Source organism: Singulisphaera acidiphila DSM 18658 (genome assembly GCF_000242455.2).
In the GTDB taxonomy this organism is placed as follows: Bacteria; Planctomycetota; Planctomycetia; order Isosphaerales; family Isosphaeraceae; genus Singulisphaera; species Singulisphaera acidiphila.
Genome location: NC_019892.1, coordinates 6,638,861 through 6,663,031 on the forward strand (window position 1 = coordinate 6,638,861; position 24,171 = coordinate 6,663,031).

The 24,171-nt window shown below is 59.9% G+C and carries 19 protein-coding genes; 9 read left to right on the forward strand and 10 right to left on the reverse strand.

Features of this window, described 5'->3' with window-relative positions:
- Positions 1 to 241: 241 nt before the first annotated feature.
- From SINAC_RS26085 to lgt, 4 genes are read left to right on the forward strand one after another with little or no spacing between them, the layout of a single operon-like run.
- On the forward strand, positions 242 to 607 hold the full coding sequence (locus SINAC_RS26085) for a (2Fe-2S) ferredoxin domain-containing protein (RefSeq protein ID WP_015248565.1): 366 nt from the start codon (positions 242 to 244) through the stop codon (positions 605 to 607).
- Complete coding sequence (gene panC / locus SINAC_RS26090) at positions 604 to 1,473, forward strand: pantoate--beta-alanine ligase (RefSeq protein WP_015248566.1); 870 nt, start codon at positions 604 to 606, stop codon at positions 1,471 to 1,473. Before SINAC_RS26085 ends, panC begins: the two co-directional genes overlap by 4 nt.
- 7 nt (positions 1,474 to 1,480) lie before the next feature.
- Positions 1,481 to 1,870: an aspartate 1-decarboxylase gene (panD, locus tag SINAC_RS26095; RefSeq protein ID WP_015248567.1), complete on the forward strand. Its 390-nt coding sequence runs from the start codon at positions 1,481 to 1,483 to the stop codon at positions 1,868 to 1,870.
- Between the two features lie 28 nt (positions 1,871 to 1,898).
- A complete protein-coding gene (lgt, locus tag SINAC_RS26100) occupies positions 1,899 to 2,744 on the forward strand; it encodes a prolipoprotein diacylglyceryl transferase (RefSeq protein ID WP_015248568.1) in 846 nt (281 codons plus the stop codon).
- A 114-nt stretch (positions 2,745 to 2,858) separates the two neighbouring features.
- Here lgt and SINAC_RS26105 read toward each other — a convergent pair whose 3' ends face one another.
- The 8 genes from SINAC_RS26105 to SINAC_RS26145 all read right to left on the reverse strand — a co-directional run bounded on the left by SINAC_RS26105 (position 2,859) and on the right by SINAC_RS26145 (position 12,480).
- The gene (locus tag SINAC_RS26105) at positions 2,859 to 3,857 is read right to left on the reverse strand and encodes an AAA family ATPase (RefSeq protein WP_015248569.1); all 999 of its coding nucleotides are present in this window, start codon (positions 3,855 to 3,857) and stop codon (positions 2,859 to 2,861) included.
- A gap of 107 nt (positions 3,858 to 3,964) precedes the next feature.
- The gene (locus SINAC_RS38215) at positions 3,965 to 4,954 is read right to left on the reverse strand and encodes an FHA domain-containing protein (RefSeq protein WP_015248570.1); all 990 of its coding nucleotides are present in this window, start codon (positions 4,952 to 4,954) and stop codon (positions 3,965 to 3,967) included.
- Positions 4,955 to 5,390: 436 nt separating this feature from the next.
- Entirely contained in the window at positions 5,391 to 6,086 is a 696-nt protein-coding gene (locus SINAC_RS26115) for a lipoate--protein ligase family protein (protein ID WP_020466808.1), read from the reverse strand.
- 568 nt (positions 6,087 to 6,654) lie between these two features.
- On the reverse strand, positions 6,655 to 8,124 hold the full coding sequence (gcvPB, locus tag SINAC_RS26125) for an aminomethyl-transferring glycine dehydrogenase subunit GcvPB (protein WP_015248573.1): 1,470 nt from the start codon (positions 8,122 to 8,124) through the stop codon (positions 6,655 to 6,657).
- A 78-nt stretch (positions 8,125 to 8,202) separates the two neighbouring features.
- Positions 8,203 to 9,555, reverse strand: coding sequence for an aminomethyl-transferring glycine dehydrogenase subunit GcvPA (gcvPA, locus tag SINAC_RS26130; RefSeq protein WP_015248574.1), 1,353 nt, complete (start codon positions 9,553 to 9,555; stop codon positions 8,203 to 8,205).
- Between the two features lie 210 nt (positions 9,556 to 9,765).
- Entirely contained in the window at positions 9,766 to 10,152 is a 387-nt protein-coding gene (gene gcvH, locus SINAC_RS26135) for a glycine cleavage system protein GcvH (RefSeq protein ID WP_015248575.1), read from the reverse strand.
- A 36-nt stretch (positions 10,153 to 10,188) separates the two neighbouring features.
- On the reverse strand, positions 10,189 to 11,307 hold the full coding sequence (gene gcvT, locus SINAC_RS26140; protein ID WP_015248576.1) for a glycine cleavage system aminomethyltransferase GcvT: 1,119 nt from the start codon (positions 11,305 to 11,307) through the stop codon (positions 10,189 to 10,191).
- Positions 11,308 to 11,478: 171 nt separating this feature from the next.
- Entirely contained in the window at positions 11,479 to 12,480 is a 1,002-nt protein-coding gene (locus SINAC_RS26145; RefSeq protein ID WP_015248577.1) for a DUF1559 domain-containing protein, read from the reverse strand.
- A 525-nt stretch (positions 12,481 to 13,005) separates the two neighbouring features.
- On the opposite strand from SINAC_RS26145, the gene SINAC_RS26155 reads away from it, so the two are divergent.
- The gene (locus SINAC_RS26155; RefSeq protein WP_237722756.1) at positions 13,006 to 14,193 is read left to right on the forward strand and encodes a carboxylesterase family protein; all 1,188 of its coding nucleotides are present in this window, start codon (positions 13,006 to 13,008) and stop codon (positions 14,191 to 14,193) included.
- Between the two features lie 192 nt (positions 14,194 to 14,385).
- Positions 14,386 to 15,021, forward strand: a complete 636-nt coding sequence (locus tag SINAC_RS26160; protein ID WP_015248580.1) for a sugar transferase — start codon at positions 14,386 to 14,388, stop codon at positions 15,019 to 15,021.
- 457 nt (positions 15,022 to 15,478) lie between these two features.
- Here SINAC_RS26160 and SINAC_RS26165 read toward each other — a convergent pair whose 3' ends face one another.
- Together SINAC_RS26165 and SINAC_RS41975 are read right to left on the reverse strand one after the other, a co-directional pair.
- A complete protein-coding gene (locus tag SINAC_RS26165; RefSeq protein WP_161625830.1) occupies positions 15,479 to 17,278 on the reverse strand; it encodes an alpha/beta hydrolase-fold protein in 1,800 nt (599 codons plus the stop codon).
- Between the two features lie 389 nt (positions 17,279 to 17,667).
- Entirely contained in the window at positions 17,668 to 18,327 is a 660-nt protein-coding gene (locus tag SINAC_RS41975; RefSeq protein WP_015248582.1) for a VanZ family protein, read from the reverse strand.
- Positions 18,328 to 18,520: 193 nt separating this feature from the next.
- Here SINAC_RS41975 and SINAC_RS26170 point away from each other — a divergent pair, with 193 nt between their 5' ends.
- From SINAC_RS26170 to SINAC_RS26180, 3 genes are all read left to right on the forward strand, one after another.
- Complete coding sequence (locus tag SINAC_RS26170; RefSeq protein WP_015248583.1) at positions 18,521 to 19,747, forward strand: glycosyltransferase family 4 protein; 1,227 nt, start codon at positions 18,521 to 18,523, stop codon at positions 19,745 to 19,747.
- A 642-nt stretch (positions 19,748 to 20,389) separates the two neighbouring features.
- On the forward strand, positions 20,390 to 22,093 hold the full coding sequence (locus SINAC_RS26175) for a MutS-related protein (RefSeq protein ID WP_020466815.1): 1,704 nt from the start codon (positions 20,390 to 20,392) through the stop codon (positions 22,091 to 22,093).
- 32 nt (positions 22,094 to 22,125) lie between these two features.
- The gene (locus tag SINAC_RS26180; RefSeq protein ID WP_015248585.1) at positions 22,126 to 24,153 is read left to right on the forward strand and encodes a prolyl oligopeptidase family serine peptidase; all 2,028 of its coding nucleotides are present in this window, start codon (positions 22,126 to 22,128) and stop codon (positions 24,151 to 24,153) included.
- The last annotated feature ends 18 nt before the right edge of the window (positions 24,154 to 24,171 follow it).

The window sequence follows — 24,171 nt, forward strand, 5'->3', positions numbered from 1 at the left end:
ACGGAGGAGAGTCCCTTGCGACAAAACTCGGTTGTGTTCGATTCATTGAGTATAGCCCGTTGGATTGCCCGTTGGTCCACGCCTTTCATTGCTTTTTTTCCAAATCGAACAGAGGCCGGACCACCCCTTGCCGCTTCGAGGAGGTCTTGACCGATCCCTACGCTCCACTCCAGGATACAGAAAGGAGAGGGTCGGGCCGGGGGGCCGGGCTAAAACACTCGATCGGGAGCCGGGACCGGATATGCCCGCGTTCACTCACCACGTTTTCGTTTGCGGCAACGTCCGCGCGGCCGGACACAAACGCGGGTGCTGCGATCCCGAGGGGACGCAAGCCCTCCGCGACGCCTTCAAAAAAGAGCTCAAGAAAGGGGGCTTCGGCCCCCTGGCACGAGCCAATCAGGCGGGTTGCCTGGAACAGTGCGAGCATGGACCCACAGTCGTGATCTATCCCCAAGGGATCTGGTACGGTCATGTCACGGTCGATGACGTTCCGCGGATCGTCACGAAGACGTTGATTGGCGGCGAGATTCTCAACGACCTCTTGATCGCGGATTCCTGTTTGAACAATCCTGATTGTCCTCATCGCCGGCCTGAGAAGAAAGGATGAGACGCGACGTGATTCCTTGGGTCGAGAGCATCGAAGCGGTGCGCCAAGCGGTCGACGAAGCCCGGGCGCGGGGCCTGACGATCGGCCTGGTCCCGACGATGGGGGCGTTGCACGAAGGTCACGTCCATCTGATCGAACGCTGCCGTGCGGAAGCGGATTTTGTCGTCGTTTCCATTTTCGTCAATCCCACCCAGTTTGGGCCGTCCGAGGATTTTACGCGCTATCCCAGGACGCCCGAACTCGATCGCGACCGCGCTGCGGCCGGCGGGGCCGACCTGATCTTCGCGCCGACGGCCGAGGCGATGTATCCCCATGGTCAGGAATCGACTTGCATCGATGTCCTTCCCTTTTCGGGGATCTTTGAGGGGGCGATTCGCCCCGGCCATTTCCGGGGTGTGGCCACCGTTGTTCTGAAGCTGTTTTCGATCGTCGGTCCGGACCTCGCCTGTTTTGGGAAGAAGGATTTTCAGCAGCAGTGTGTCATTCGGCGGATGGCCGAGGATCTCAATCTTCGGCTTTCAATCCAGATCGTCGAGACGGTCCGCGAGCCGGACGGCCTGGCCCTGAGTAGTCGCAACCGCTATCTCGATCCCGATCAGCGTCGCGGTGCGTTGGTTCTTCGGCGGGCGCTCGAAAACGCTCGAACCGCCGTGGCGGGGGGCGTTCGTGACGCCGAGCGGGTTCGACAGATTCTTCATGATACGATAAACTCAGAACCGATGGCGCAGCTTGACTATGCCGAGGTTGTCGACGCGGAGACGCTCGGTGTGCTGACTGTGTTGGGAGCGGACCGAACCGCAGTCGCCTTGCTGGCGGTCAGGTTCGGTGCGACTCGACTGATCGACAATGCCTTCTTGCCGGAATGACGATAGGATGCGGATCAAAGTCCTCAAGTGCAAGCTTCATCTCGCCACAGTCACTCGGAACGACCTCCACTACCATGGTAGCCTCACGATCGATCCTGACCTGATGAACGCGGTCGGGCTCCTTCCTTATGAGGCGATCCTGGTGAGTAACGTGGCCACCGGGCTGAGGGCCGAGACCTACGTTTTGCCTGGCACGCCAGGCAAGGGGCAGATCGAGCTCAACGGCGCGATGGCTCGCCTGGGCGCCGTGGGCGATCAAATCATTATCATGGCATTCGTCGATCTCGAGCCGGGAGAGATCGACGGCCATCAACCCCGGGTCGCCACGCTCGATGCCGGCAACCGCATCCTCGAGCATATTGATTACCCGCCGATCAAGTACAACGATCGCGCCTGATCGCCTTGCCCCGTTTCCGGGAGGACGCATGCGGCAAATCCTCTTCACGATCCCTATTTTCGGCGTCCCGATCTTCGGCTACGGGACCATGCTGTTCCTCGCCTTCATCGGCTCGACCCAACTTGCGGCCTGGCGTGCCAGGCGCGAGAAGCTCGACCCGGAGTTGCTCTACGACTTGGCCCTCTGGGTCTTCATTGGCGGGCTGGTGGGTGCCCGCCTGTTTTACGTGATCCAGTACTGGGGAGACCGGATCCGCACGGTGGGCGACATCTTCCGGATCTGGGAAGGGGGGATCGTCCTCTACGGAAGTATCATGGGAGGAACCGCCGCGTTTTTCTTCTACCGATTCCTCCGGCCGTTTCCGCTGCGCCCGTTGCTCGACGTCGTCGCTCCCTCGCTGGCACTTGGGGTGGCCTTGGGGAGGTTTGGCTGCTTCCTCAACGGTTGCTGCTATGGTGATTTTTGCGATTTACCGGTCGGGGTGGCGTTCCCGAAGAATTCGCCGCCGTGGAACGCGCAGGTGGTCAGCCGCTTGATCGATGCGAAGGCGCACTGGTCGCTTCCCGTCCATCCAACCCAGATTTACTCCTCGCTCGATGGTCTGATTCTCCTGCTACTACTTACGGCTTACTACCCATTGCGACGCCGTGACGGCGAGGTGATGGCCCTCCTGATGGTGACCTACCCGATCAGCCGGTTCTTGATTGAGTACCTCCGCAACGACGAAGGGGCCATTTTCGCGGGCTTGACGATCTCGCAGAACATCAGCGTGCTGCTGTTCGCCTGGGGTCTGCTTTACTGGAACTACCTGAGAAGACTGCCGGAAGGGCGCTACGCCGATCAGAAGGCCGAACCGGTCCTTGTAGCGAAGTAATTCCGCCCTTGGGAACCCGCATGTTGCCGCCCCAGCGTGGCGGCAACATGTTCTCAATTGAGTTCCTCCCGACCCCGAAGGATTTTGCCCCTCGGAATGTGGCGCGGGCCTCTCTCAGGGAACGGGGAGATGGTCGAGGATCCGGCCGAGGAGATCGTCGGGCGAGAGCCCTTCGGCGTCAGCCTCATAGCTGGCGATGATCCGGTGCCGGAGGACGTCGCGGGTCAGGCTTTTCACGTCGTGCGGGGTCACATAGTCTCGCCCCGACAGCAGCGCGTGACCCTTCGAGGCGCGGACCAGGGCGATCGTGGCCCTTGGGCTGGCCCCGAGTTCGAGCAGAGGCTCGAGGTCGAGCCCGTAGCGAGCCGGTTCACGGGTCGCTCGGACGAGGTCGACCACGTATTCCTTGATCGCGGGGGCAACCCGGACCGAAGTCGCCAACGCTCGGAAGCGAAGCACATCCCGGGGCCCGAACAAGGGAAGCGGGTCGTCCGTGCCGGACTCGGGACGAGGACGTTCGGTGACGCTCGGCAAGTCGAGCATCGCCAATTCCGCCGCCCGATCGGGGTAGCCCACCGTCAGCTTCATCAGGAACCGGTCGAGCTGCGCTTCCGGGAGGGGATACGTCCCCTCGTGCTCGATCGGGTTCTGCGTCGCGAGCACCCAGAAGGTCTCGGGCAGGACGACGGTTTCGTCGCCGACGGTGACCTGTCCTTCTTGCATCGCTTCGAGCAGAGCGCTCTGGACCTTGGCAGGAGCGCGGTTGATTTCATCGGCGAGCAAGACGCTCGTCACGATGGGCCCTGGTCGGACGTCGAACGTACCGGTCGCCGGCCGGTAGATTTGGGTTCCGGTGAGGTCGGCGGGAAGCAGGTCAGGCGTAAATTGAATGCGGCGGAACGGAAGATCGAGGGCACGAGCCAGCGCTCGCACGGCGCGGGTCTTTGCCAGACCGGGGACGCCCTCGATCAGGACGTGCCCACCGATGAGTAGGGAAATCACCAGCCGCTCGAGCAGTGTTCGCTGCCCGACCACGACGGCTTCCAGTCGCTCGATGAGATCAGAAAGTCCGCGTTCGGCATCGGCGAGAGAGAGGGGATCAACAGCGGGCATGAAACGGTGATCCCCGAAAGAGCTCTGAAGGGAAGCGCGTCTTATCCCTAAACAAGGCGCGCCGGGGTGATCAGGTTATCGTGAAGACTCAGCGACGAGTCTCAGATTTACTTTGAGCTGCGTCGCTTGTCCATCAGCTTGCGGAGAATTTCCGATGCCGCGTCGCTGGTGTCCTTATAGGACTGCTTGGCGGGCGCTTCGGGCTCTTTCGCCTTTTTCACATAAAAGGGATTCGACTCATCGACGTACTCGTCGACAAGTTCCTCTTCGGACGATTCCGCGTCGTCATCCGACGTCTCATCCCCATCCGCAAACTCATCGACGTCGCCTAGCCCCTCGGGGAGCCGTTCGTATTCCACGTCGTCGAGATCGTTTGTTGCGGCAGCCGGAACCGGAGGAGGAGTGGGAGCTTTCGCCGGAGTTGGAGCGGCTACCGGGGCCTTCGGTGCCGGGGTTGGAGCCGCCACTGGGGCTTTCGCTGCCGGGGTTGGAGCTGCCACTGGGGCTTTCGCTGCCGGGGTTGGAGCCGCAGCCACCGGGGCTGGTGCGGGAGCCGCCGCCGCAGCGGGGGGAGCAGGCTTTGAGGGGGCCGGGGGGATCGGCTTGGGCGAGGCCCCATCTTTGAAAGCCGTGATCGTGATCGTCTCGCCGCCGTAGACGCCGGAGGGACGTTCTGGGGGAGGGTTGTTGTTGTCGGCGACCAGCCACGACTCAATCTCGTCATGAGAAACGTCGTCGGGCGAAGCTGCTTTGGGGTGCGTCTTGGCGGGGGCGACTGCGATCGGAGCGGCGGCCGTCGGCACATCCTCGATCGAAATCGCAAAGGTGAGCTGCCCGATCTGAACGAGGTCCCGATCCTTCAGCGTGTACGGCTCGGTCAACGCTTTTCCGTTGACCAACGTGCCGTTGCGGCTCCCCAGGTCCCTCAGCACGACCTTGTCAGCCGTCACGCTGAATTCCGCATGTTCACGGCTGACTTGTTCGCTGTTGGGACGCAGATGGCACGTCTCGCCACGGCCGATTTTGAAGATCGGACCCGCCAGGGGAATCACCTTCCCCTCAGGTTTGCCCTGCACCACGATGAGCTGCACTTTCATGGATACCGTCCCTACCTTTTGAATTCCAAGGCGACTGGTTCCGGGGCGAATCGCATCGGGGAGAGACCCTCTAACTCCCAAGCATGGACGGAAGAAACTGATTAAATGATAAGGAAGGCTAAGCAAAACCGAGCGAATGAGCCGGCTAATCCGGGCGGGCGGATGATTTTTTCATCATAGCCGCAACGACGGACGTCCAACAACGACCGATTACGAAACCTCGAGGAATGTGGAGTTCTGGCCTCCACCGCACGATGAGTGAATGAATGATGGATGCTGGGATCGTGACGGTCATTGAGGTTGGACAACCTGAATTCTAGCGTGATATCACCGACTTCCAAGATACTAGTAGACCGGCTCGCATCAATTTCTCCATCGGTCGGTTCGGGCCGTGAGATCACACTTTTTCCCAACGAACAGAACGAATGCTGATGCATCAGCGGCGACGGTTCCAAGCCGTGGTGCGGTACACCTGCTCTGCGAGATCTCGGGCATGTTGTCGATTGGCGGCACTGACGGCAATGCTCTCGGGCTGGAGGCCAAGGGCGATCGGCAGGGTCTCGCGAAGTCGGTCCGACCAGCCTTTTTTCTCGGTCGGCGCGCCGGCGAGATCGGCGGCACCGGGGAGCTCTGGGGTCGTTGGCGAGTGGGCGAGGAGGATGGAGCCGTGCTGGAGGACTGCCCCCGCGCGGCGGCGCTGAGCGCTGCCGACGACCTTCGAGCCGGTGAGGACGAGGTCCTCGGCGTCACGGTCCTGGAAGCAAAGAAAGGGGCGATCGTGGGCTTCGGGCGCGGCGGTTTGGCCACGCCTTTTCACCGGGATCCCCTGGGCGAGAAAGGTCTGGGCGATCGCAGCGTGGACTTCGTGGTAGAGCGTGCCTCCCCGTCGGGCGCTGGGATGGCTCACGGGAAGGACGAGGGCGTAGGTGACCTCATGGTGATGCCAGATGGCCCCGCCGCCCGTCGGTCGCCTCACGATCGCCACATGGCCCCAACGCGGGTCCGACTCCGCTTGGCTGATGCTCTGGAAATACCCGAGGCTCAAAGTCGGCTCGGTCCATTCGTAGGTCCGGAAGAAGGCGAGCCCCGGCGACTCAGCCGCAGCATCCAGCAACGCCTCGTCGAGGGCCATGTTTTCCGGCCCATCCGCTCTCTCATGTGGCAATATTTTGCAAACAAGCATGAATCGTCGCTCAGGCCGGGATGTTGTGAGACAGGTCGAAGTGGGTGAAGACCAGCCCCAGCAAGGGAATCAGGCTCAGCGCACTGCCTGATGCCGGGTGCCATGCTAATCGTAGTGGTGCCGTCCAGCTTTCGCCCGACAGCCAATGAGCTCACTCGCTCCCCAATGTCACGCCGTTGAACCGGACAACCACTGTGAGTGTGGCCAAACTTAGCAGGAATTGCCGGTCCATCACCGGGAAGCCGGGGCTCTCGATCCTGAAGAACGTGAGGTTGAAGGGCACGATCAGAGTGAGGACTCCGACCAAGACGGTTGGGTTGATCGCGGCTGAGGCTATTGAGCGCGGACCTACGCTCAATAGCCGCCGCATCGTGATCTGACCGAGCACCAATCGTGAAGATTGGATCTGAGGGCCTCGCCTTTGGCGAGGGCAGCGGGGGCGTTTCAATTCTGGAGGGAAGGGGACGGTCCACCTCCCGAATCCCGGCACCATCCATCGTTGGCTAACGTCTCAAGCTCAAGCCGGCTCACGTGCCGGAGTCCACCGCAAGATTGGCGACTTGGCCGCCTTCACTTCATCAGGGCGGCAGATGGGGGTGGTCACCGGTGCATCGTGCAGCAGCGTCGGATCTTCCGTGGCGATGTCGCGCAGGGTCTTGGCAAAGTTTTCCAGAGTCTCGCGACTCTCCGTTTCCGTCGGCTCGATCATCAAGGCTTCGGAGACGATCAAAGGAAAGTAAACAGTTGGCGCGTGGATATTCGAATCGATCAAGCGTTTGCCGATATCCATGGCTCGGACCCCGCGATCGCGGGCCATCCCTCGTGCGGAAGAGACGAATTCGTGCATGCAGCGGTCGCCAAACGGCACGGGGTAGAGGTCGCGAACCAGCGACATCAGGTAATTCGCATTGAGCACGGCGTGTTGCGAGACTCGCTTCAAGCCTTCCGGGCCCTGGCTTCGGATGTAGCAGTAAGCGCGGAAGAGGACGCCGGTGTTGCCGAAGAAGGCCCGAACCCGGCCGATCGACTTGGGGCGATCATAATCAAGACGGTACGTGCCGTCGTCGTTCCGCGCCACCAAGGGGGCCGGCAGATAGGGAGCGAGATCGCTGCGAACTGCGATCGGCCCCGCACCTGGGCCTCCGCCGCCGTGTGGGCCGGAGAAGGTCTTGTGGGGGTTGTAGTGCATGAGGTCGGCCCCCATGTCCCCTGGCCGGACCGCCCCGAGGATGGCGTTCATGTTGGCGCCGTCGAGGTAGAGCAAGGCCCCTCGATCGTGCAAGAGTTTGGCGATCTCGCCGACCTGCGGGTCGAAGAGGCCGACCGTGTTGGGGTTGGTCATCATGAACACGGCGGCCTGGTCGTCGAGCTTGGCCTGGAAATCAGCCAGGTCGACCAGGCCTCGGCCGTCGCTCTTGATTGTCACGGCCTCGAAGCCGGCCAGGTTCGCCGACGCGGGGTTGGTCCCGTGCGCACTGTCCGGGATCAGAACTTTCGACCGGGCCTCGCCTCGGTCGCGGAAGTAGGCCGCCGCCACCAGGAGCGCCGCCAGCTCGCCCTGGGCGCCGGCCGCCGGCTGGAGGCTGACCGTGTCCAGGCCTGCGACCTCTGCCAGGATCTGTTGGAGGTCGAACAGGATCGCGAGCAAGCCCTGGAGCGTGTCTTCCGACTGATACGGATGTTGCGCAAACAGGCCGGGCAAGGCGGCGAGCCGCTCGTTCCGCTTGGGGTTGTACTTCATCGTACACGAACCGAGCGGGTAGAAATTCGAGTCGATCGACATATTCAATGTCGACAGGTTCGTATAGTGGCGAACCACGTCGAGCTCACTCAGCTCAGGGAGCGTCGGGGCCGACTCGGCGAGATGACTCGTGGGAATCAACGATTCGAGCGGTGTATCCGGCACGTCCGACGCCGGCAAAAAGGCCGTGGCACGACCGGGACGGCTCGTCTCGAACAGCAGTGAAGGAGGATCAAGCTTGTACATGATGGTTTCAGAATTATCCAGTTTCCGAGTGATTGATCAACCGAGGGGCCGCTGGCAAACCTCGAACTGACGCCCCGCTCAGACGGCTTCGATGGCCTTGGCGTAGGCGCTCACCAGCCCGTCGATCTCGGCCTTAGTCCGCTTCTCGGTGACGGCGATCAAGATCTTGTCCTTCAGGTGGGAATCCCAACGTCCCAACGCGATCCCGCCGTGATATCCGAGGCGTCCCACATGCTCCAGGATGCGGACCGGATCTTTCTCCGACCGGATGACGAACTCTTTGAAGAAGGGGCCGTCGAACGCAACCGAGAGGCCCGCGACTTGAGCCAGTTGTTCCGCGGCATAGTGCGCTTTGCGGGTCGAAAGTTCCGCTGCCTTGCGCAGGCCCGAGGGGCCGACGGCCGCCAGGTAGATGCTTGATCGAAGTGCGAGCAACCCTTGATTTGTGCAGATGTTCGAGGTGGCTTTTTCGCGGCGGATGTGCTGTTCGCGGGTCTGCAAGGTCAGGACCCAGCAGCGCTTTCCGTTGCGGTCGGTCGTCTGGCCGACGATCCGGCCCGGCATCTTCCGCACGTACGCTTCGCGACAGGCCATCATCCCCAGGTAGGGGCCGCCGTAGGCCATCGGATTGCCGAGTCCCTGTCCCTCAGCCACCACGATATCGGCGCCATAGGTGTCGGGACGACGGAGCAGGCCGAGGCTGATCGGATCCACGCTGACGATCGCAAGCGCCCCCTTGGCGTGCACCCGCTCCACGATCGCTTCGATCTCCTCCAGTTGGCCGAAGAAATTCGGATACTGGATCACGACGGCGGCGGTCTGCTCGTTCACCGCCTGATCGAGGTCCTCGACCTGGAGACGTCCGCCCGGGGTGGGGACTGTGACCAGTTCGGGGTCGAGGTTGGCCAGGTAGGTGGCAAGGATTTGCCGATACTCGGGATGGACCGACCCGGCGATGACGACCCGGCCATGGCGTTGGCTGACGGTCAGGGCCATGAGGACGGCCTCAGTGACCGCTGAGCCGCCGTCGTAGAGGCTCGCGTTCGAGACATCCATCCCGGTCAACTGGGTGACCAGGGTCTGATACTCGAAGGTGGCCTGGAGGGTTCCTTGGCTCGCCTCGGGCTGGTAGGGGGTGTAGGCCGTGTAGAACTCGCCACGGGCGGACAGGTTGTCGACCACGGCCGGAATGAAGTGGTCGTAGCTTCCCCCGCCGAGGAAGCAGACGCGCTTGTCGGCTCCCTCGTTCTGATCGAGCAGGCTTCCCAACCGGGTGGTCAGCTCCAGTTCACAGAGCGCCTCGGGGATCTCCAAGGGACGCTGAAGCCGGTATTCTGGCGGAATCATGTCGAAGAGCTGGTCAAGCGAGTCGAGACCGATGGCGGCGAGCATGACGCGCACGTCGTCGGGCGTGTTCGCGATAAAGGCCATTTTTCAATCCACTCCCGTTGCAATCCACTCCCAGAGATTGGCCCGGGAGAATCCACGAATCAAAGAAAAAAAGGGGGACGAGATCGTCACCCCGGGTTCGATCGCTTGGAACGTGACAACTCACCTTTTTTTTGGCGAGATCACTTCTCGCCGGCCGATCACATCGCGATGCCTCGGATCGGAGTGCATCACCATGGGGCAACCCGGTTGTCAGTGGGCGTCCTCGGCCACTTTCTTCTCGTAGGCCGCATGGTCCAGCAGGCTGGCGACGGTGGACGGGTCGTCGACCCGAATCTTGATCAACCAGCCGACCGTGTAGGGGTCTTGGGCCAGGAGTTGAACATCGCTGGCGACTTGGGAATTGACCTCGACGACCTCGCCGCTGACGGGAGCATAGAGGTCGCTCACCGCTTTGACGCTTTCCACTTCGCCGAAGCTTTTACCGGCCGTCAGTTTGGCACCGACCGCGGGGAGCTCGATCACGATGAGGTCGGTCAGTTGATCGACGGCGAAGCGCGAGATGCCGATCGTCGCAATCTCACCTTCGAGACTGACCCACTCGTGGCTGGGAGAATAGCGCAGACTCTTCGGATCCATGGCGGAGAAATCCTTAGGGGCAGGGGATCGGTCCGTTCACTTGGCAGACGGAACGGCCTCGGGTCGTTTGTAGAAGGGGAGCTTGATGACCTCGGCCGTTTCGTCGCGGCCGCGGATGTCGACAACGAGCTTGGTCCCGAGTGTGGTGGCCGCCGGGTCAATAAGGGCCATGGCCAAGCTCTGTTCGAGGGTCGGAGAGAACGTGCCGGACGTGACGACTCCGATCTCGGCACCTTCGTGGCGAACCAGGCTCCCTTGGCGGGCGATCCGTTTGCCGGCAAGGCGGAGCCCGACGCGGGCCAGTCCCGGTTTCGTCTTGAAGCCGCGAAGCGCATCGCGGCCGACGAATTCTCCTTTGTCCAGCTTCACGGCCCAACCGACGCCCGACGCGTACGGGTTGGTCACGTCCGACAACTCGTGCCCGTAGAGAGGCATGCCGGCCTCAAACCGGAGTGTATCACGCGCTCCCAGGCCGCAAGGCTTGATCCCGGCGGATTTTCCCGCCTCCATCAGGGCGGTCCAGACTGCCTCGGCTTCATTGGCCGGTACGATCAACTCGAACCCATCTTCGCCGGTATAACCGGTGCGGCTGACCACCGTATCGACTCGATCGAGCAGCCGACCCATCGTGAGCGAATAGTACTTGATGGGTGACAGCGGGACGTTGAGCAGCGGTTGGAGGGTCTCGAACGCTCGAGGGCCCTGAACGGCGATCATGGCCGTATCCACGGTTCGGTCGAGGAGCGTGGCGTCGTACCCGCCCTTGAGTCGTTCGAACTCGGAGACAACTGCCAGGCGATTCGAAGCGTTGCAGACGACGGCATACCCGGACGAGAGCCGGTAGACCAGGATGTCGTCGATCAGTCCGCCGCCGCCATTCGCCATCAGGCTATACTGAATCTGGTCGACCGCCAGTCGAGCGACATGGTTTGTGGTGGCGTAATCGAGCCAGCGTTCAGCGTCGGTTCCATTAAAGGTCAGCCGGCCCATGTGGCTGATATCGAACAGGCCGACCCCTTGGCGAACGGCCTGATGTTCCTCGACGATCGACGTATACTGGACAGGCATCGACCAGCCGGCGAAGTCAACCAGGCGGGCCTGATGAGCCTGATGCCAGGCATGGAGCGGGGTTTCGAGAAGGCCATCCACGGACATCGTGCGTTTCCTTGGGCGTCGAGCGCCCTGTGTGCATCGGAGTCACTGGCGCGCGATAATTGTAGCCAGGACAGGAGGACTGAGACAACGGCGGTTCAAACGATGAAGCCCTGTCTCAGGTTTGAGGCCGTTCTTTCCCAAAAGGGAAATCGCGGGATCCCTTGCGGAGATTCAAAACGCGTCGGTACTGATGACCTCGCTGCCACGGGTGGTGCTCAGGGCCCGCCAGGTGACGAGATCGACCGAGTTTTTGACAAACCGTACACTACCGTCGCACAACGCCACATTGACCCCGCCGGGATGGCGGCTTCGCGTTGCATAGTACGGGAGTGGGTTCAACCCCGTTTTCGGGACACAGGGAGGGTTCATCGGGTAGGGGGAATTGCAGCCGCCGTCTGTGACATCAGGCTGTGTGCTGTTCGGTGTGAGATAAGCAGTAAATGTCGTGGCATCCCCCCACCAGGTGACCCCGCGGAAGTCCTCTCCTTGACCATTGATCTCTTCCGCGATTGCCAGCGTGTTACTTGTACCATCAGTAATGTTCGCGACCCGGGAAACGCCCAGGCCGCTGCTGGGGATCGGTGCCTGGATGTCGGGAACGTCGACCGTGGGTGAGCCGATATCCGAGAAAGGTGCCCCGCCGAAGGTTACGCTGTTGAAGAGGGCTGGCTGGGACAAGGTGGTGTTCCCGAAGTTTGCCGTATAGCTATGATAAGTGCAAATGTATTCTTTGGTTCCAATGATCTTCATTATCGTATTGTTGGAATTTGGTGTGTCCGTTGGGCAAAGTAGGGTGTGAATTCGGGTGGCCGTTACCGTCACATTGACGGCCCCGAAATAGCGAAAATCGAGGTCCTTCACATCCCGCCCCGGCTTGTTATTCCCGTAGGAATTCCAGGAGTTGTAGAGCGATAATTTTTCGATGTAAGGGAGTGTGAATACAACCCACGTTCCCCAGGAGGACCCCTTGCGGCCCGGAGGATAAGAGCCGTGGACGCTTTCATAGTTGCAGATCGCAAGACCGATCTGCTTCAGGTTGTTCGTGCATTGGGCGCGACGGGCCGCCTCGCGGGCTCCTTGAACCGCAGGGAGCAGAAGGGCGATCAGGCCGGCGATGATCGTGATCACGACCAACAACTCGATCAGGGTAAAACCGCTATGTGAACGCTTCATGGATGATGACCTCCAGGAAGAGCGGGTTGTAACGATCTCAAGAATTGTTTTCGTCGGGGCGGGACAGGGTGTCAATCTGGCTGATGCGATTTGCGTTGACTTTCGCAGGAAATGGTGACTTACACCCACTGGAGAACCCACGCCTTTTCATCGGGCACGACCCTGAAGCTCTACATTCCCAAGTACCAGGGACTTCTACAATAACCTCCTGGCGGGGAGGAGCCTACTTTGCCACCGATTCCGACCATTCGCAGTGATCAAGTTCAAAATTATAGAAACCACGGTGGTTTTGTACGGGGAGATTGCAAGCGGCCCTGATATGAGCAACAAGACGGTATACCGACCGAATGCCGACAACATTAGGGTTATTAACCAAGTCATATGCCAAAAAAATTGCGGATTCCGAGAGACGCGAGTCTTGTCGAATGCCGTAGGAATTGTTTACATTTTGGAAGCTCGGTTTCAGGCCGCGACCGACCGGGCAGACCTGCTTTCCGGACAGCTCGAGATCTCAACGATTGGGTCGTGCGGTCCCCACTTTCATCATTGACGATGATTCTCGAACGACCCCATCGCTGGCCCTTCGTTCCCACGGCACTCGGTCTGCTCATCTTGGCGGCAGGGGCGGCAGACGGGCATGCGCTGGCCGCTTCGTCTGGAGATACGGATTGGTTCCTCTTGGCCCGCGCCGAGGTCGAGCTCTACGGTGGTCTCTGGCTCCTAGGAGGATTGTCCCCTCAATGGACCCGGAGGGTGGCCTTGGCGGTTTTTCTGGCTGTCATCCTTACGGACATCACAGGGGTTTTCACGGACAGCCCCACGCGGTACGCCTGGGGCCGGGTGGCGGTCGGGCTCTGGGGGATTCTCTGCGGTGACTTGCTCGTCGTCTCCGCCCTTTTACGCTGGCGGCCGGCCCCAGATCAAGCGGCCTGGGTCGACATCCGTCCTGGCCGAATGGCCGGGACAGCGCTCCTCGCTGTGGCGTTAGGTGTGGCAATCGATGAGTCGCGAGTCGGGCAAAACGCGATCGTGGTAACTGCCCCATCCGGTGGCCTCTCGTCCGGCCCTGGGCTGGACTATCTCGTCTACTTGCCCAGAGGTTACAAACGCTCACCGGAACGCTGGCCGTTGATTCTGGCCCTTCATGGGGCAGGGGCCGTGGGACGTGATATTGACCGTGTGAAGGCGGAAGGGCTGCCACAACGACTCGAAAGGGGCGGAGAGATTCCGTTCATCGTCGTCGCTCCCCTAAGCCCCGGTCGAGGCTGGGATGTCGAGGGTCTGAACGCTCTGCTGGATGAAGTCTTAGGGCAATATCGCGTCGACACGGACCGGGTCTACCTCACCGGCCTAAGTATGGGTGGTTACGGCACCTGGGCCTTGGCAGCGGCCCACCCGGAGCGGTTCGCTGCGATCGCGCCGATCTGCGGCGGCGGTGACATCGCCTGGGCCAGTTCGCTGCGCGGTGTCCCGACCTGGGGATTCCACGGGGCGGAGGACCGTATCGTCCCGTTAGCGGAATCGCAAACGATGGCTCGGGCGCTGGAAGCAGCAGGGGGCGAGGTCCGGCTCACCATTTATCCGGGGGTCGGGCACGATGCTTGGACGACAACGTACCGCGAGCCGAGACTATACGACTGGTTCCTGGCTCATCGACGCCGGCCCCGAGGATTTGATGGGAAGACGTCGGCGAACCCGACGTTCACCCCTTGATCCATGCGGCGTTTGCGCCTTGGTGAATCGGGCGTTCTACGGTGGGGCGAGCACCGATGCGGCGATGGTGGCGACTCTTCTGAGAGTTCCGCAGAATCTCTTTGACAAATTCGGCCATATGGAGGAGAACGAAACCGTATTAGGGTAGGATTTATTTGAAGTGTAGACGTAAATGAGCAGGGTGGTTGCGTGATGTGCAAACCCAGTTCGGTGCATCCGTCCGTAAACGCTCCATTGAAGCGACTCATCGATCTGACAGCATCATGGCTCGGCTTGATCGTACTCGCGCCCCTATTCGTGTGTGTCTCGCTGGCAATCTACCTGAAGCTGGGTCGGCCTGTGCTGTTCCGCCAGACGCGGGCGGGATACCGGGCGAGGCCGTTCACGATCTACAAGTTCCGTACAATGGCAAATCTCCGCCATGCCGATTCCGAGTCGCTGTCCGATGCCGAGCCGATCATGGGGCTGGGCCGATTCCTACGCCAGACGAGCATTGACGAACTGCCCCAGCTATGGAATGTCATTCGAGGCGATCTGAGCTTGGTCGGTCCTCGGCCGCAGATCCTCCGCCACCTCACTCTCGATAATGCCGAACAGGCACACCGCCATGAGGTCCGGCCGGGGATGACCGGCTGGGCTCAAGTCAACGGAAGAAACGCCATCAGTTGGGAGGAAAAATTTCGCCGCGACTCCTGGTATGTAGACCACTGGTCACACTGGCTTGATATGAAAATCATTATGCTGACAATAATTACGGTAATCCGGTGCGATGGGATTGAGGAGAAGAATTTGATGGCAGCGGTGCAAGAAGTTAATGACCAGCACTAATTCCAGGGTAACGTCGATCGATGGCCACGTGTCGTGGCCTCCTTGTGCCAATGCTTTTCCATCAAATAGAGAGTCCGACACGGACCGCCTGACAAATCTTCTGCCAGAATTCTGAGAAATCGGGGGCGGAGTTTGGAAAAAGGTGTTCGTTCGATCGACCCCCTCTTCGAATACTACTTCGCGTCGCTCTGCCAAAGATGGGGATTTACATGCGTGTTGGCCCTGTCACGGCTCAGGCATCCCGCCTGTCAGGCGACAGGTTCCTGGCATCAAGGATTCGGAAGGGATATCTGGAAATCTCCGGGGTGTGACCATATGGCCTGGAAGCTTGGCCTTGCAATCCCTTGTGAATCATAGAATCAGGATAATTAGATGGTCGTTGTGATTATTGAATGTTGTTGATTTGTTTTGTGTTTGGTCTGCTTTGTTTTCTGTCTATGTCAGGACTGATATCGCGTCAGGGCAGGCGCTGTCGCGACAACCAATCAAACAGTTCGGGCAGGACAAAAGCACGTTCCCCGGCATTGTGGTTGGTGTCCGAGAATTCGGTAAAGAGTGGACTGCCGCCCAGTTTTCTCAGTCTCTCGATCATTTCGCGGGGTTCTTGGACGGGGGAGCTCTTGTCATACCGATTGTGGAAACACCAGCAGGGTGTCTGCTTGAGCAGAGAAGCCTGGTTGGGGTCGCACGAACTTGCCACGGGGACGATCGCAGCCCAAACGTTGGGGTTCTGAGCGGCAAGGTCCCACGCCCCCGAACCACCACTGGAGAGGCCAGTCAGTGAGATCCGCTTCGGGTCGACCCGGTATTGCTTCTGTACTGCGGCGAGCAGTTCCAGGGCTCTTCGGGCGTCGTCGCCATCAGCCTGCCAGGATCCACTGAGGCCTTGCGGGCAGAGGACGAGGAAGTCAATCGATTGATATTTGAGCGTGAAGGGCAGGCCGACCTCGGCGTACATCCGGTCCGTCGGCGAATTCCTGCGATCTCCCCAGCCGTGAAGGAACAGGAGCAAGGGAAAAGGGCGATCGCCGCGATAACTTTCCGGCACATAGAGAGCGTAGTCGACCTGGTCGCCTTCCGATTCGGTGAATGTGCGATAGAGGAGCCCGCGTTCCTCTGAACCACTGCCGACAGACGTCCTCGGCTCTGGGACGGCCAGTCCCAATTTTCTGCCCTGACGGACCAGGTCCTGCCGGAAGCGGGTTGTTCGGTTCGGAGAAAAAAAACGGTCGTGAGTCGACTTGACGCAATCCCCCAGACACCAAACGGATAAACCAAACGCCAACCACCTTACGATTTGCCGTCTCGATGAGTAACACTGAGTGATCTTGCTCGTAATGATGATCGCAAACGGTGTCGCCAGGAGGGTTCCCGAGGCAGGGGGGAGTGCAGCGACCATGCGCGTGCTCATCGCCAGGAACGTTAACAAAGGGACCCACAGGGTCAGCGCTTCGGCCAAGGGGGGACTGCCGGGTTGTCGCCTTGCGGCAAGAATGAGGCAGCCGAAGAGGATTGCCTGGATGCTGAAAGGGAAGTCGCCGCCGACGGTCGAGGGCGATCGACCGCCCACCTCCACCGGCCATTTGTCCTCACCGTCGATAAGAGGAGGCCTCGCCCACTCGTGCCATCTGCGGACAAGCCCTTTTACGTATTCGGCTGGCAGGGGCACGATGACCCGGCCGAGCCACGTGCCATGGAAACCGGCGGGCACACGGTTGGGGAAGCCAAATGTGCCGAGGGTCGAACCACTGTGATTGAAGCCATAGCCCATATTGACGACCAAGAGGGCCAATCCGATGGACAAGACGCTGTGGAGGACTTGGTTGTGAAGCCTGAACGGCAGGGACCGGTAGTCCGCCCTCCTCGATTGAGATACGAAGCTCAAGAAGACAAAAATAACGAGCAGGGCCAGCGAGGTGAAGTCGGTGAGTAGGGCCACTCCCAGTAGCTGGCCAACCACGAGAGTTCTATTCCAGGTAGGGAGAAGGAGATAGCCGCGGAATGCGTAGACTGCTGCGAGACTGGCGACCGCCGAGGGCAGTTCGGGTGTCGCCAGTTGCTCGTAGCCAAGGACGATGGGGCAGAAAGACCATAAGGTCACTCCGAAGTACCCCGCCTTCTTGCCATAAAGCTGATCCGACCAGCGAAATATGATCAGGGCACCAAGGAGCCACCATACGAAGCCGATCATCCTTGCCAGCAGCACGAGATTGAACGGTTTTGGGTTGAGGTGGGCGAACTCTCCTGCGCGACTCAATTCACGCTCTCTCGCGTCCGCAATATCGTCAAATTGTCCTGTCTCTGGTGCTTCTTTCTTGGTTTTGACGTTCAGCGGCAGCAGTGGCAGCACTGCTATCATTCTTGCCAAAGGTGGGTTGTCATTCGCCAGTCCGAATTCTCCGTTGTGCCACTGAGCGACGCCTGCCGAAATACTGCGTGCCTCGTCGTTGGTTGCTAGCCGATTTGTTCCTGATAAATAGATCAGCAACAAAATGTTTATTGTCGAAAATGTAAAAATAATAAGAGCATAGAATCTGAATTTCATTAGAATTTAATCCGTATTGAGATTGGGAGTTTGGTCAGGACCGCCAGTGACCTTGTCGTGAATGCAGCGATCGTCCAGCGTTACCATCCCGGAATCTCTCCTCAGCCACGGATGTTTCTCACGGATCGACCACCTGAGAGTCTCTGCAAGGCGCGTAAAAGCAGATAACCTAACACTCCACCCGAAGTGTTCAGCAAGAGGTCATCAACGTCAGCCATTCTCCGGCCTGAAATATACTGGATTGTCTCGATCTCGTAGCTTGCGAGTACAGAGAATAGAGCGACCTGCCAAGAGGAAGTTGTTCCCCGACGTGCCAGGGGCAAGAGAAACCCTGCTGGAAGAAATAGACCGATGTTGCCGAGGAGGTTGACAAGGATCGACCATCCTCCCGAACGGATATCCTGCGTGATTGTTCGGAAAGGGACCAAATTCGCCGGCTGAAATTTAGTATGCCTGAAAAACACAAGCGTTAGAAAAATAACAATTATGCCATAAATTATCATGAAAAATATTGCGATCGATCGTCGTGATGATCCCGTTTGTGGGCAAGGATCGGTCTTTGTCGCGTTATGCATTATTTGTTGTTTGTTAATTTCGGAATTCTTGTGGGTTTTCATGGGATTTTGGCTCGTGTTGATTCTGGGAAAAACAGGGAGATTGGAAAATTGTGCATTGAATGAAATGGATTTTAGGTGTCCTGGTCGATGCCATTGACTTGCACAAATTGACGAAGCACAATTGTCTTGGATGAAAACGACCATAGCAAACGATTTTCGGTATGCTTTGGGCTCGCCACCGAAGAATCGATCGCCCAGGACGTTGTTAGGAATTGCCTTGTTTCGGCGGTTTGCCTCTTCGAAGATATTCCGAATCGACCGTCGACTGGCAGTAGCGAGGCAGGAACCGCGATCGCTCCATTGAGGTTCCGCTCCTCTCGACCAAATCGAACCACCAATGCACCACGACCCATCGACGCTCCGCGTCGTTCATATCACCAACACGGCGATGTTCCTTAATCACTTTCGGGGACAACCGGAATTCTTTCGTAAGCACGGGTTCGAGTTTGAAGCCGTCTCGCCGGCCGGCGACGACTTGGTCGAGTTCGGTAGACGAGAGGGGGTCCAGGTATACGCGGTGGGAATGACCAGGACGATTACGCCGCTACACGACCTGGCCACAGTCTACCAACTGTGGCGGCTGCTCAGGCGACTGCGGCCGACAATCGTCCACGCGCACACCCCGAAGGGAGGAATCGTCGGGATGACCGCCGCCTGGTTGAGTGGCGTGCCGGTGCGGATCTACCACCTTCACGGTTTGCCCCGCATGACTGCGGGCCGGGTCTACAAACGCCTCTTGCAGTGGAGCGGACAACTCACGGGAAGGCTGGCCCACCGGGTACTCTGCGTCAGTGACTCGGTACGCCGGGCCGCTCTCGACCAGCGACTTTTCCCGGCCGACAAGGCCCGGGTGCTCGCCCGTGGGTCGATTAACGGGCTCGACTCGGCCATCCGGTTTAACCCGGCTCTCGTGGGCCGCGAGGCCGGTGCGAGGATGCGCGAGGCGCTCGGCATTCCGCTCAATGCCCGCGTCTTGGGCTATATCGGCCGGGTCGTCCTCGATAAAGGGGTGGTGGAGTTGGCGGTGGCCTGGCGGGACCTGCGACAAAGCTACCCGGATTTGCATCTCATCATCGCCGGGCCTTTCGAACCCGAGGACTCCATTCCGGGAGCGATCCAAGCCGAGCTAGCCGGTGACCCGAGGGTTCACCTGATCGCCGGTTGGGTGGATGACATTCCGCCCTACTACGCGGCGATGGACCTTCTCACCCTACCGAGCTACCGAGAGGGACTCGGCTATGTCTTGCTGGAAGCTGCGGCAATGGGACTGCCCGTGGTTGCAACTGCGGTGACCGGCTGTGTCGACGCGGTCGAAGATGGCGTGACCGGGACACTTGTGCCTTCCCACGACGCACCTGCCCTGACCAAGGCGATAGTGGCTTACATGGACAACCCTCGACTCTGTCAAGAGCATGGACGCGCGGGGCGAGAGCGGATCGTTCGTGAATTTGACCAGCAAGAAGCCTGGGAGGCGTTGCTCTGGGAATATCGAGAGCTCTTGGCTAACCAATTCGGGAGTGTTTCCGCCGAAGTCGCCCACGTAAAGCCACCCAGGGCATTTTGAGTGGATGCATACCCGCTCCGCTTTTTTTTTTCTGAGCAAGATTGGGATCACTGAGTCTGGTGGTGGTTTGTGCCGAATTTTCGCTTGAATTGCATGAAAGAAACCAAATTTATGGATTGATTTCTCTTCATCCCCAATGGAGTGCTCAAGGCCAGCTTGGGGTAACGCCCCGCTGGGGATGAATTCAACAAATATAGAGCGAGTCAGCGAGAGGGCATACTGGAGTGGGATTGAGCGTCTCTGCTTATTTTATTCGAATAATTTCGCATGCAGGGTCTGGTGAATGTTCGTTCTGAAATCAACTCAACGATCCGCCAAGTTCAAGCCTTGAGGTGAGCTTGACGCCCCGATGTCGCGTGCGATCCTCTTGTCTGTTTGCGTTCCCGGCGACTTGAGCACCCGTTCGATGTCGGTTACTGTGCAGTGGCTGGCCGGGTTGACTTCGGTTTGCTCGTGCATTGGCGACGTGGATTCCGTTTTTTTGAACCGTTCAGACCCGACTCAGCGAGCCGGTCATTCCCCGTTGTGAGGCGTTTCGTGGAGGAAGTGGAGTCACCATCCCAGGAGGGAGTTCGTCTTGATTACACCCGTCGGCTCGAAGCTCGGCGCGCGACTCGATCGCGATTTACATTCCGAGAGCGCGTGATCACCGAGACGAGACTGCTCGTCTTTATCGCGGGGATCGTCCTGGCGGGGATCGCCTTTGGAGCGGGACGGATCGCCGGGGCCTGGGTCGCTCTCCCTGTTGTTTTGTTTCTGTTCCTGCTTCTCATCCATGCTCGTCTCGCTCAACTGAGCCACCGAGCGGGCAGGGCGGTCGAATTTTACGAGAAGGGGATCGCGCGGGTTGAGAATCTGTGGGCGGGCAAGGGGGAGCCGGGGAATCGGTTCCTCGATCCGGAACATCCCTACGCCGCGGACCTGGATCTGTTCGGTGTCGGCTCGATGTTCGAGCGTCTCTGCACGGCTCGGACCCGCTCGGGGGAAGATACGCTGGCCGCCTGGCTGCTGGCTCCCGCGCCGCCTGTGGTCGTGCTTGAACGTCAGGCGGCGGTCGCCGAACTGCGAGCCCAGGTCGATCTCCGTGAGGATATCGAATTGCTTGGAGCTGACGTCCGTGCCGGGATCGACCCGGAGGCGCTGGCTGCCTGGGGGAAGACTCCTCGAGTCTTCTCGGGACGACTGCTCCCGATCGCCGCCGGTTTCCTCTCGGCAACCACGGTGGCCGCTCTGATCGCCTGGGAACTCATCAATCTTGGTCCGGTCCCCTTCTTTGTGCTCGTGATCCTGGAACTGCTATTTGCGTGGAAGATGTCGGGATCGGTGCATCGCGTGCTCGCTCCTCTCGATCGGCGAGCGCAGGAGTTGGTGCTGCTCTCACATCTTTTGGAACGACTTGAGCGGGAGACTTTCCAGGCGCAAGCGCTTCGGCGGCTCCAGGCGCAACTCCAGCGCGACGGTGTGCCCGCGTCTCGCCAAATCGCGAGGCTGGCTCGGCTCCTACAACTCCTCGACGCCCAGAAGAATCAACTCTTCCTGCCGTTCGCGGCGATTGCCCTCTGGTCGTTACAACTGGCGATCCGGATCGACTCCTGGCGAGCCAAGTCGGGCCCTGCCATCGCGGGCTGGCTCGCGGCGGTGGGCGAGTTCGAGGCCTTGTGCGCTCTTGCGGCCTATGCCTGGGAGAATCCGACCGACGTCTTCCCAACGATCCTGACGGAGGGCGCCCGCTTCGAGGCGCTCGACCTGGGGCATCCCCTACTTTCCGAGAAGGTCCTCGTGCGCAATGACGTTGCCCTCGGGGGGGATTTGCAGGTGCTCGTGGTGAGTGGGTCGAACATGTCGGGCAAGAGCACCTTGCTCCGTTCGGTCGGGATCAACACGGTCCTTGCACTGGCCGGGTCACCGGTTTGCGCACGCAAGCTGACGCTTTCGCCATTGGCGATCGGCGCCACGCTTCGGGTGCAGGATTCACTCCAGGCGGGTCGGTCCCGGTTCTACGCCGAGATCACTCGGTTACGGCAGTTGGTCGACCTCTCGCGCGGGTCGATTCCCTTGCTCTTCCTGATCGATGAGATTCTGAACGGCACGAACTCGCACGATCGAAGCGTCGGCGGCGAATCGGTGATTCGAGGCTTGATTGGTCGCGGGGCTATTGGGCTGGTCACGACGCACGACTTGGCCCTGGCCGAGATTGCCGATCGGCTGGGAACGATCGCGAAAAACGTCCACTTCGTGGATCACTTCGAAAACGGAACGCTGCACTTCGACTACCTGATGCGTCCGGGGGTGGTCCGCAAGAGCAATGCGCTGGCACTGATGCGCGCGGTCGGTCTGGACGTCTGAGTTCGTCGAAATCAACGAGAGGATCGAGAAGAATGCTGCCTCGAATAAGACTTGCCGCAATCCTCGTCATCTTGAACGCGACGTTCGCGGGGGCCGACGGCCCCAAGGACAACCAGCCAGACGCGGTTCGCCGAGTACCGAAGCCCGGCATCGAGGTCCCGCTTGCCGATCGCGAAATACTCGAAACGGGCTTGAACAACCTTGAGGCGGCGATCGAGAAGCTCAAAGGAAGCCGCGATGCTTGGACCCTTGAGCTGATCCCCGACGTTCAAATCTATCAGAGAGCAGTTCACGATGCTTTGAAATATGAGGAATTTTTTGATGTGAAAGAGATCGCCAAGGCGAAGGAACTCCTCAAGGAAGGTCAGAAACGCGCCGAGCAATTGAGCCGGAAGCAAGCGCCTTGGGCCGCTCAGACCGGTCTCGTCGTACGGGGCTACGTCTCAAAGATTGATGGATCAGTTCAGCCTTATGGGTTGGTCGTGCCGGAGTCGAAGCGCGGTAACGAGCGTCCCGAGCATCGGCTCGACGTCTGGTTCGGCGGCCGCAATGAGACGCTGAGCGAAGTCAACTTCCTCGATCTGCACAGTCACCAGGCGGGGCAGTTCACGCCGGCTGATACGATCGTGCTCCATCCCTACGGCCGTTACTGTAATGCCTTCAAGTTTGCCGGCGAGGTGGACGTCCTCGAGGCCCTCGAATCGGTCAAGCAGCGCTATCGGGTCGACGAGGATCGGATCTCGGTTCGCGGCTTCTCGATGGGAGGCGCGGCGGCCTGGCAATTCGCGGTTCATTACCCAGACCGTTGGTTCGCCGCCAACCCGGGCGCGGGATTCTCGGAGACGCCCCGGTTCCTGAAGGTGTTTCAGCAAGAGTCGCTGGCACCGACTTCATACGAGAAGACGCTCTGGCATCTCTACGACTGCACCGATTACGCGGCGAATTTGATCGCGTGCCCGACCGTCGCCTATAGCGGCGAACTGGATAGTCAGAAGCAGGCAGCCGACGTGATGGCCGAGGCCTTGAAAGAAGAAGGCATCGAGCTGGTTCATATCATCGGCCCCCAGACGAAGCACGCTTACCACCCCGACGCGAAGCGCGAGGTCGATCGGCGGATGGAAAGCCTGGCGGCCCGAGGGCGGCAGAAAGTCCCTTCGGAAGTCACGCTCGTTGCATACACGCTCAAGTACAACAGGATGCACTGGCTGTCGATTGACGGCCTGGGCGAGCATTGGAAACGGGCGCGGGTTCACGCGTCGCTGGGCGATCAGGCGGTGGCCGTCAAGACCGAGAACGTCGATTCGCTCACGCTGGAGTTCCCCCCCGGCTGGGCTCCGTTCCGGATCACATCACCGGTCGAGGTCACGATCGACGGCGCCAGGCTAGATGGCGGGCGACCTCTCTCCGATCGGTCCTGGGTCTGCCGGCTGGAACGGAAAGGGGACGGCTGGAAAGTCGGTTCTTCTTCGGATCAAGAACTACGCAAGCGACACGACCTGCAAGGTCCGATTGACGATGCGTTCATGGACTCATTCGTTTTCGTCCTTCCCACCGGCAAGGGGGGGAACCCTCGATTCAACGAATGGGCCGGTCAGGAGGCGGCACATGCCATCGAGCACTGGCGGAGGCAGTTTCGCGGAGAGCCTCGTGTGAAGAATGATGTCGACGTCAGCGAGGCCGACATTGCATCTGCGAACCTTGTCCTCTGGGGCGACCCGACGACGAACTCGGTACTGACTCGGATCGCCGACCGCTTGCCAATCCCCTGGACTCACGAGAAAATCAGAGCCGGTGACCGTGAGTTCTCCTCGGAGAATCATGGGCTGGTCCTGATTGCTCCCAACCCGCTCAACGCGCGTCGTTATGTGGTGTTGAACAGCGGTTTCACCTACCGCGAATACGATTACCTGAATAATGCCCGCCAAGTCCCCAAGCTGCCCGACTGGGCGGTCATCAACCTGGAGACTCCGCCCAACTCGCGGACGCCCGGTTCCGTGGTCGCCGCCGACTTCTTCAACGAGCGCTGGGAGTTGAAGGGGCCAATATCCCCTGCCCGATGAAATGAAGGCTGGGGCAGA

What these genes read in the sequence shown, in the direction of transcription:
- SINAC_RS26085 (WP_015248565.1), top strand. Translation starts at nt 242, where the DNA reads ATGCCCGCGTTCACTCACCACGTTTTCGTTTGCGGCAACGTCCGCGCG.
- panC (WP_015248566.1), top strand. Translation starts at nt 604, where the DNA reads ATGAGACGCGACGTGATTCCTTGGGTCGAGAGCATCGAAGCGGTGCGC.
- panD (WP_015248567.1), top strand. Translation starts at nt 1,481, where the DNA reads ATGCGGATCAAAGTCCTCAAGTGCAAGCTTCATCTCGCCACAGTCACT.
- lgt (WP_015248568.1), top strand. Translation starts at nt 1,899, where the DNA reads ATGCGGCAAATCCTCTTCACGATCCCTATTTTCGGCGTCCCGATCTTC.
- SINAC_RS26105 (WP_015248569.1), bottom strand. Translation starts at nt 3,857, where the DNA reads ATGCCCGCTGTTGATCCCCTCTCTCTCGCCGATGCCGAACGCGGACTT.
- SINAC_RS38215 (WP_015248570.1), bottom strand. Translation starts at nt 4,954, where the DNA reads ATGAAAGTGCAGCTCATCGTGGTGCAGGGCAAACCTGAGGGGAAGGTG.
- SINAC_RS26115 (WP_020466808.1), bottom strand. Translation starts at nt 6,086, where the DNA reads ATGGCCCTCGACGAGGCGTTGCTGGATGCTGCGGCTGAGTCGCCGGGG.
- gcvPB (WP_015248573.1), bottom strand. Translation starts at nt 8,124, where the DNA reads ATGTACAAGCTTGATCCTCCTTCACTGCTGTTCGAGACGAGCCGTCCC.
- gcvPA (WP_015248574.1), bottom strand. Translation starts at nt 9,555, where the DNA reads ATGGCCTTTATCGCGAACACGCCCGACGACGTGCGCGTCATGCTCGCC.
- gcvH (WP_015248575.1), bottom strand. Translation starts at nt 10,152, where the DNA reads ATGGATCCGAAGAGTCTGCGCTATTCTCCCAGCCACGAGTGGGTCAGT.
- gcvT (WP_015248576.1), bottom strand. Translation starts at nt 11,307, where the DNA reads ATGTCCGTGGATGGCCTTCTCGAAACCCCGCTCCATGCCTGGCATCAG.
- SINAC_RS26145 (WP_015248577.1), bottom strand. Translation starts at nt 12,480, where the DNA reads ATGAAGCGTTCACATAGCGGTTTTACCCTGATCGAGTTGTTGGTCGTG.
- SINAC_RS26160 (WP_015248580.1), top strand. Translation starts at nt 14,386, where the DNA reads ATGTGCAAACCCAGTTCGGTGCATCCGTCCGTAAACGCTCCATTGAAG.
- SINAC_RS41975 (WP_015248582.1), bottom strand. Translation starts at nt 18,327, where the DNA reads ATGGTCGTTTTCATCCAAGACAATTGTGCTTCGTCAATTTGTGCAAGT.
- SINAC_RS26170 (WP_015248583.1), top strand. Translation starts at nt 18,521, where the DNA reads ATGCACCACGACCCATCGACGCTCCGCGTCGTTCATATCACCAACACG.
- SINAC_RS26180 (WP_015248585.1), top strand. Translation starts at nt 22,126, where the DNA reads ATGCTGCCTCGAATAAGACTTGCCGCAATCCTCGTCATCTTGAACGCG.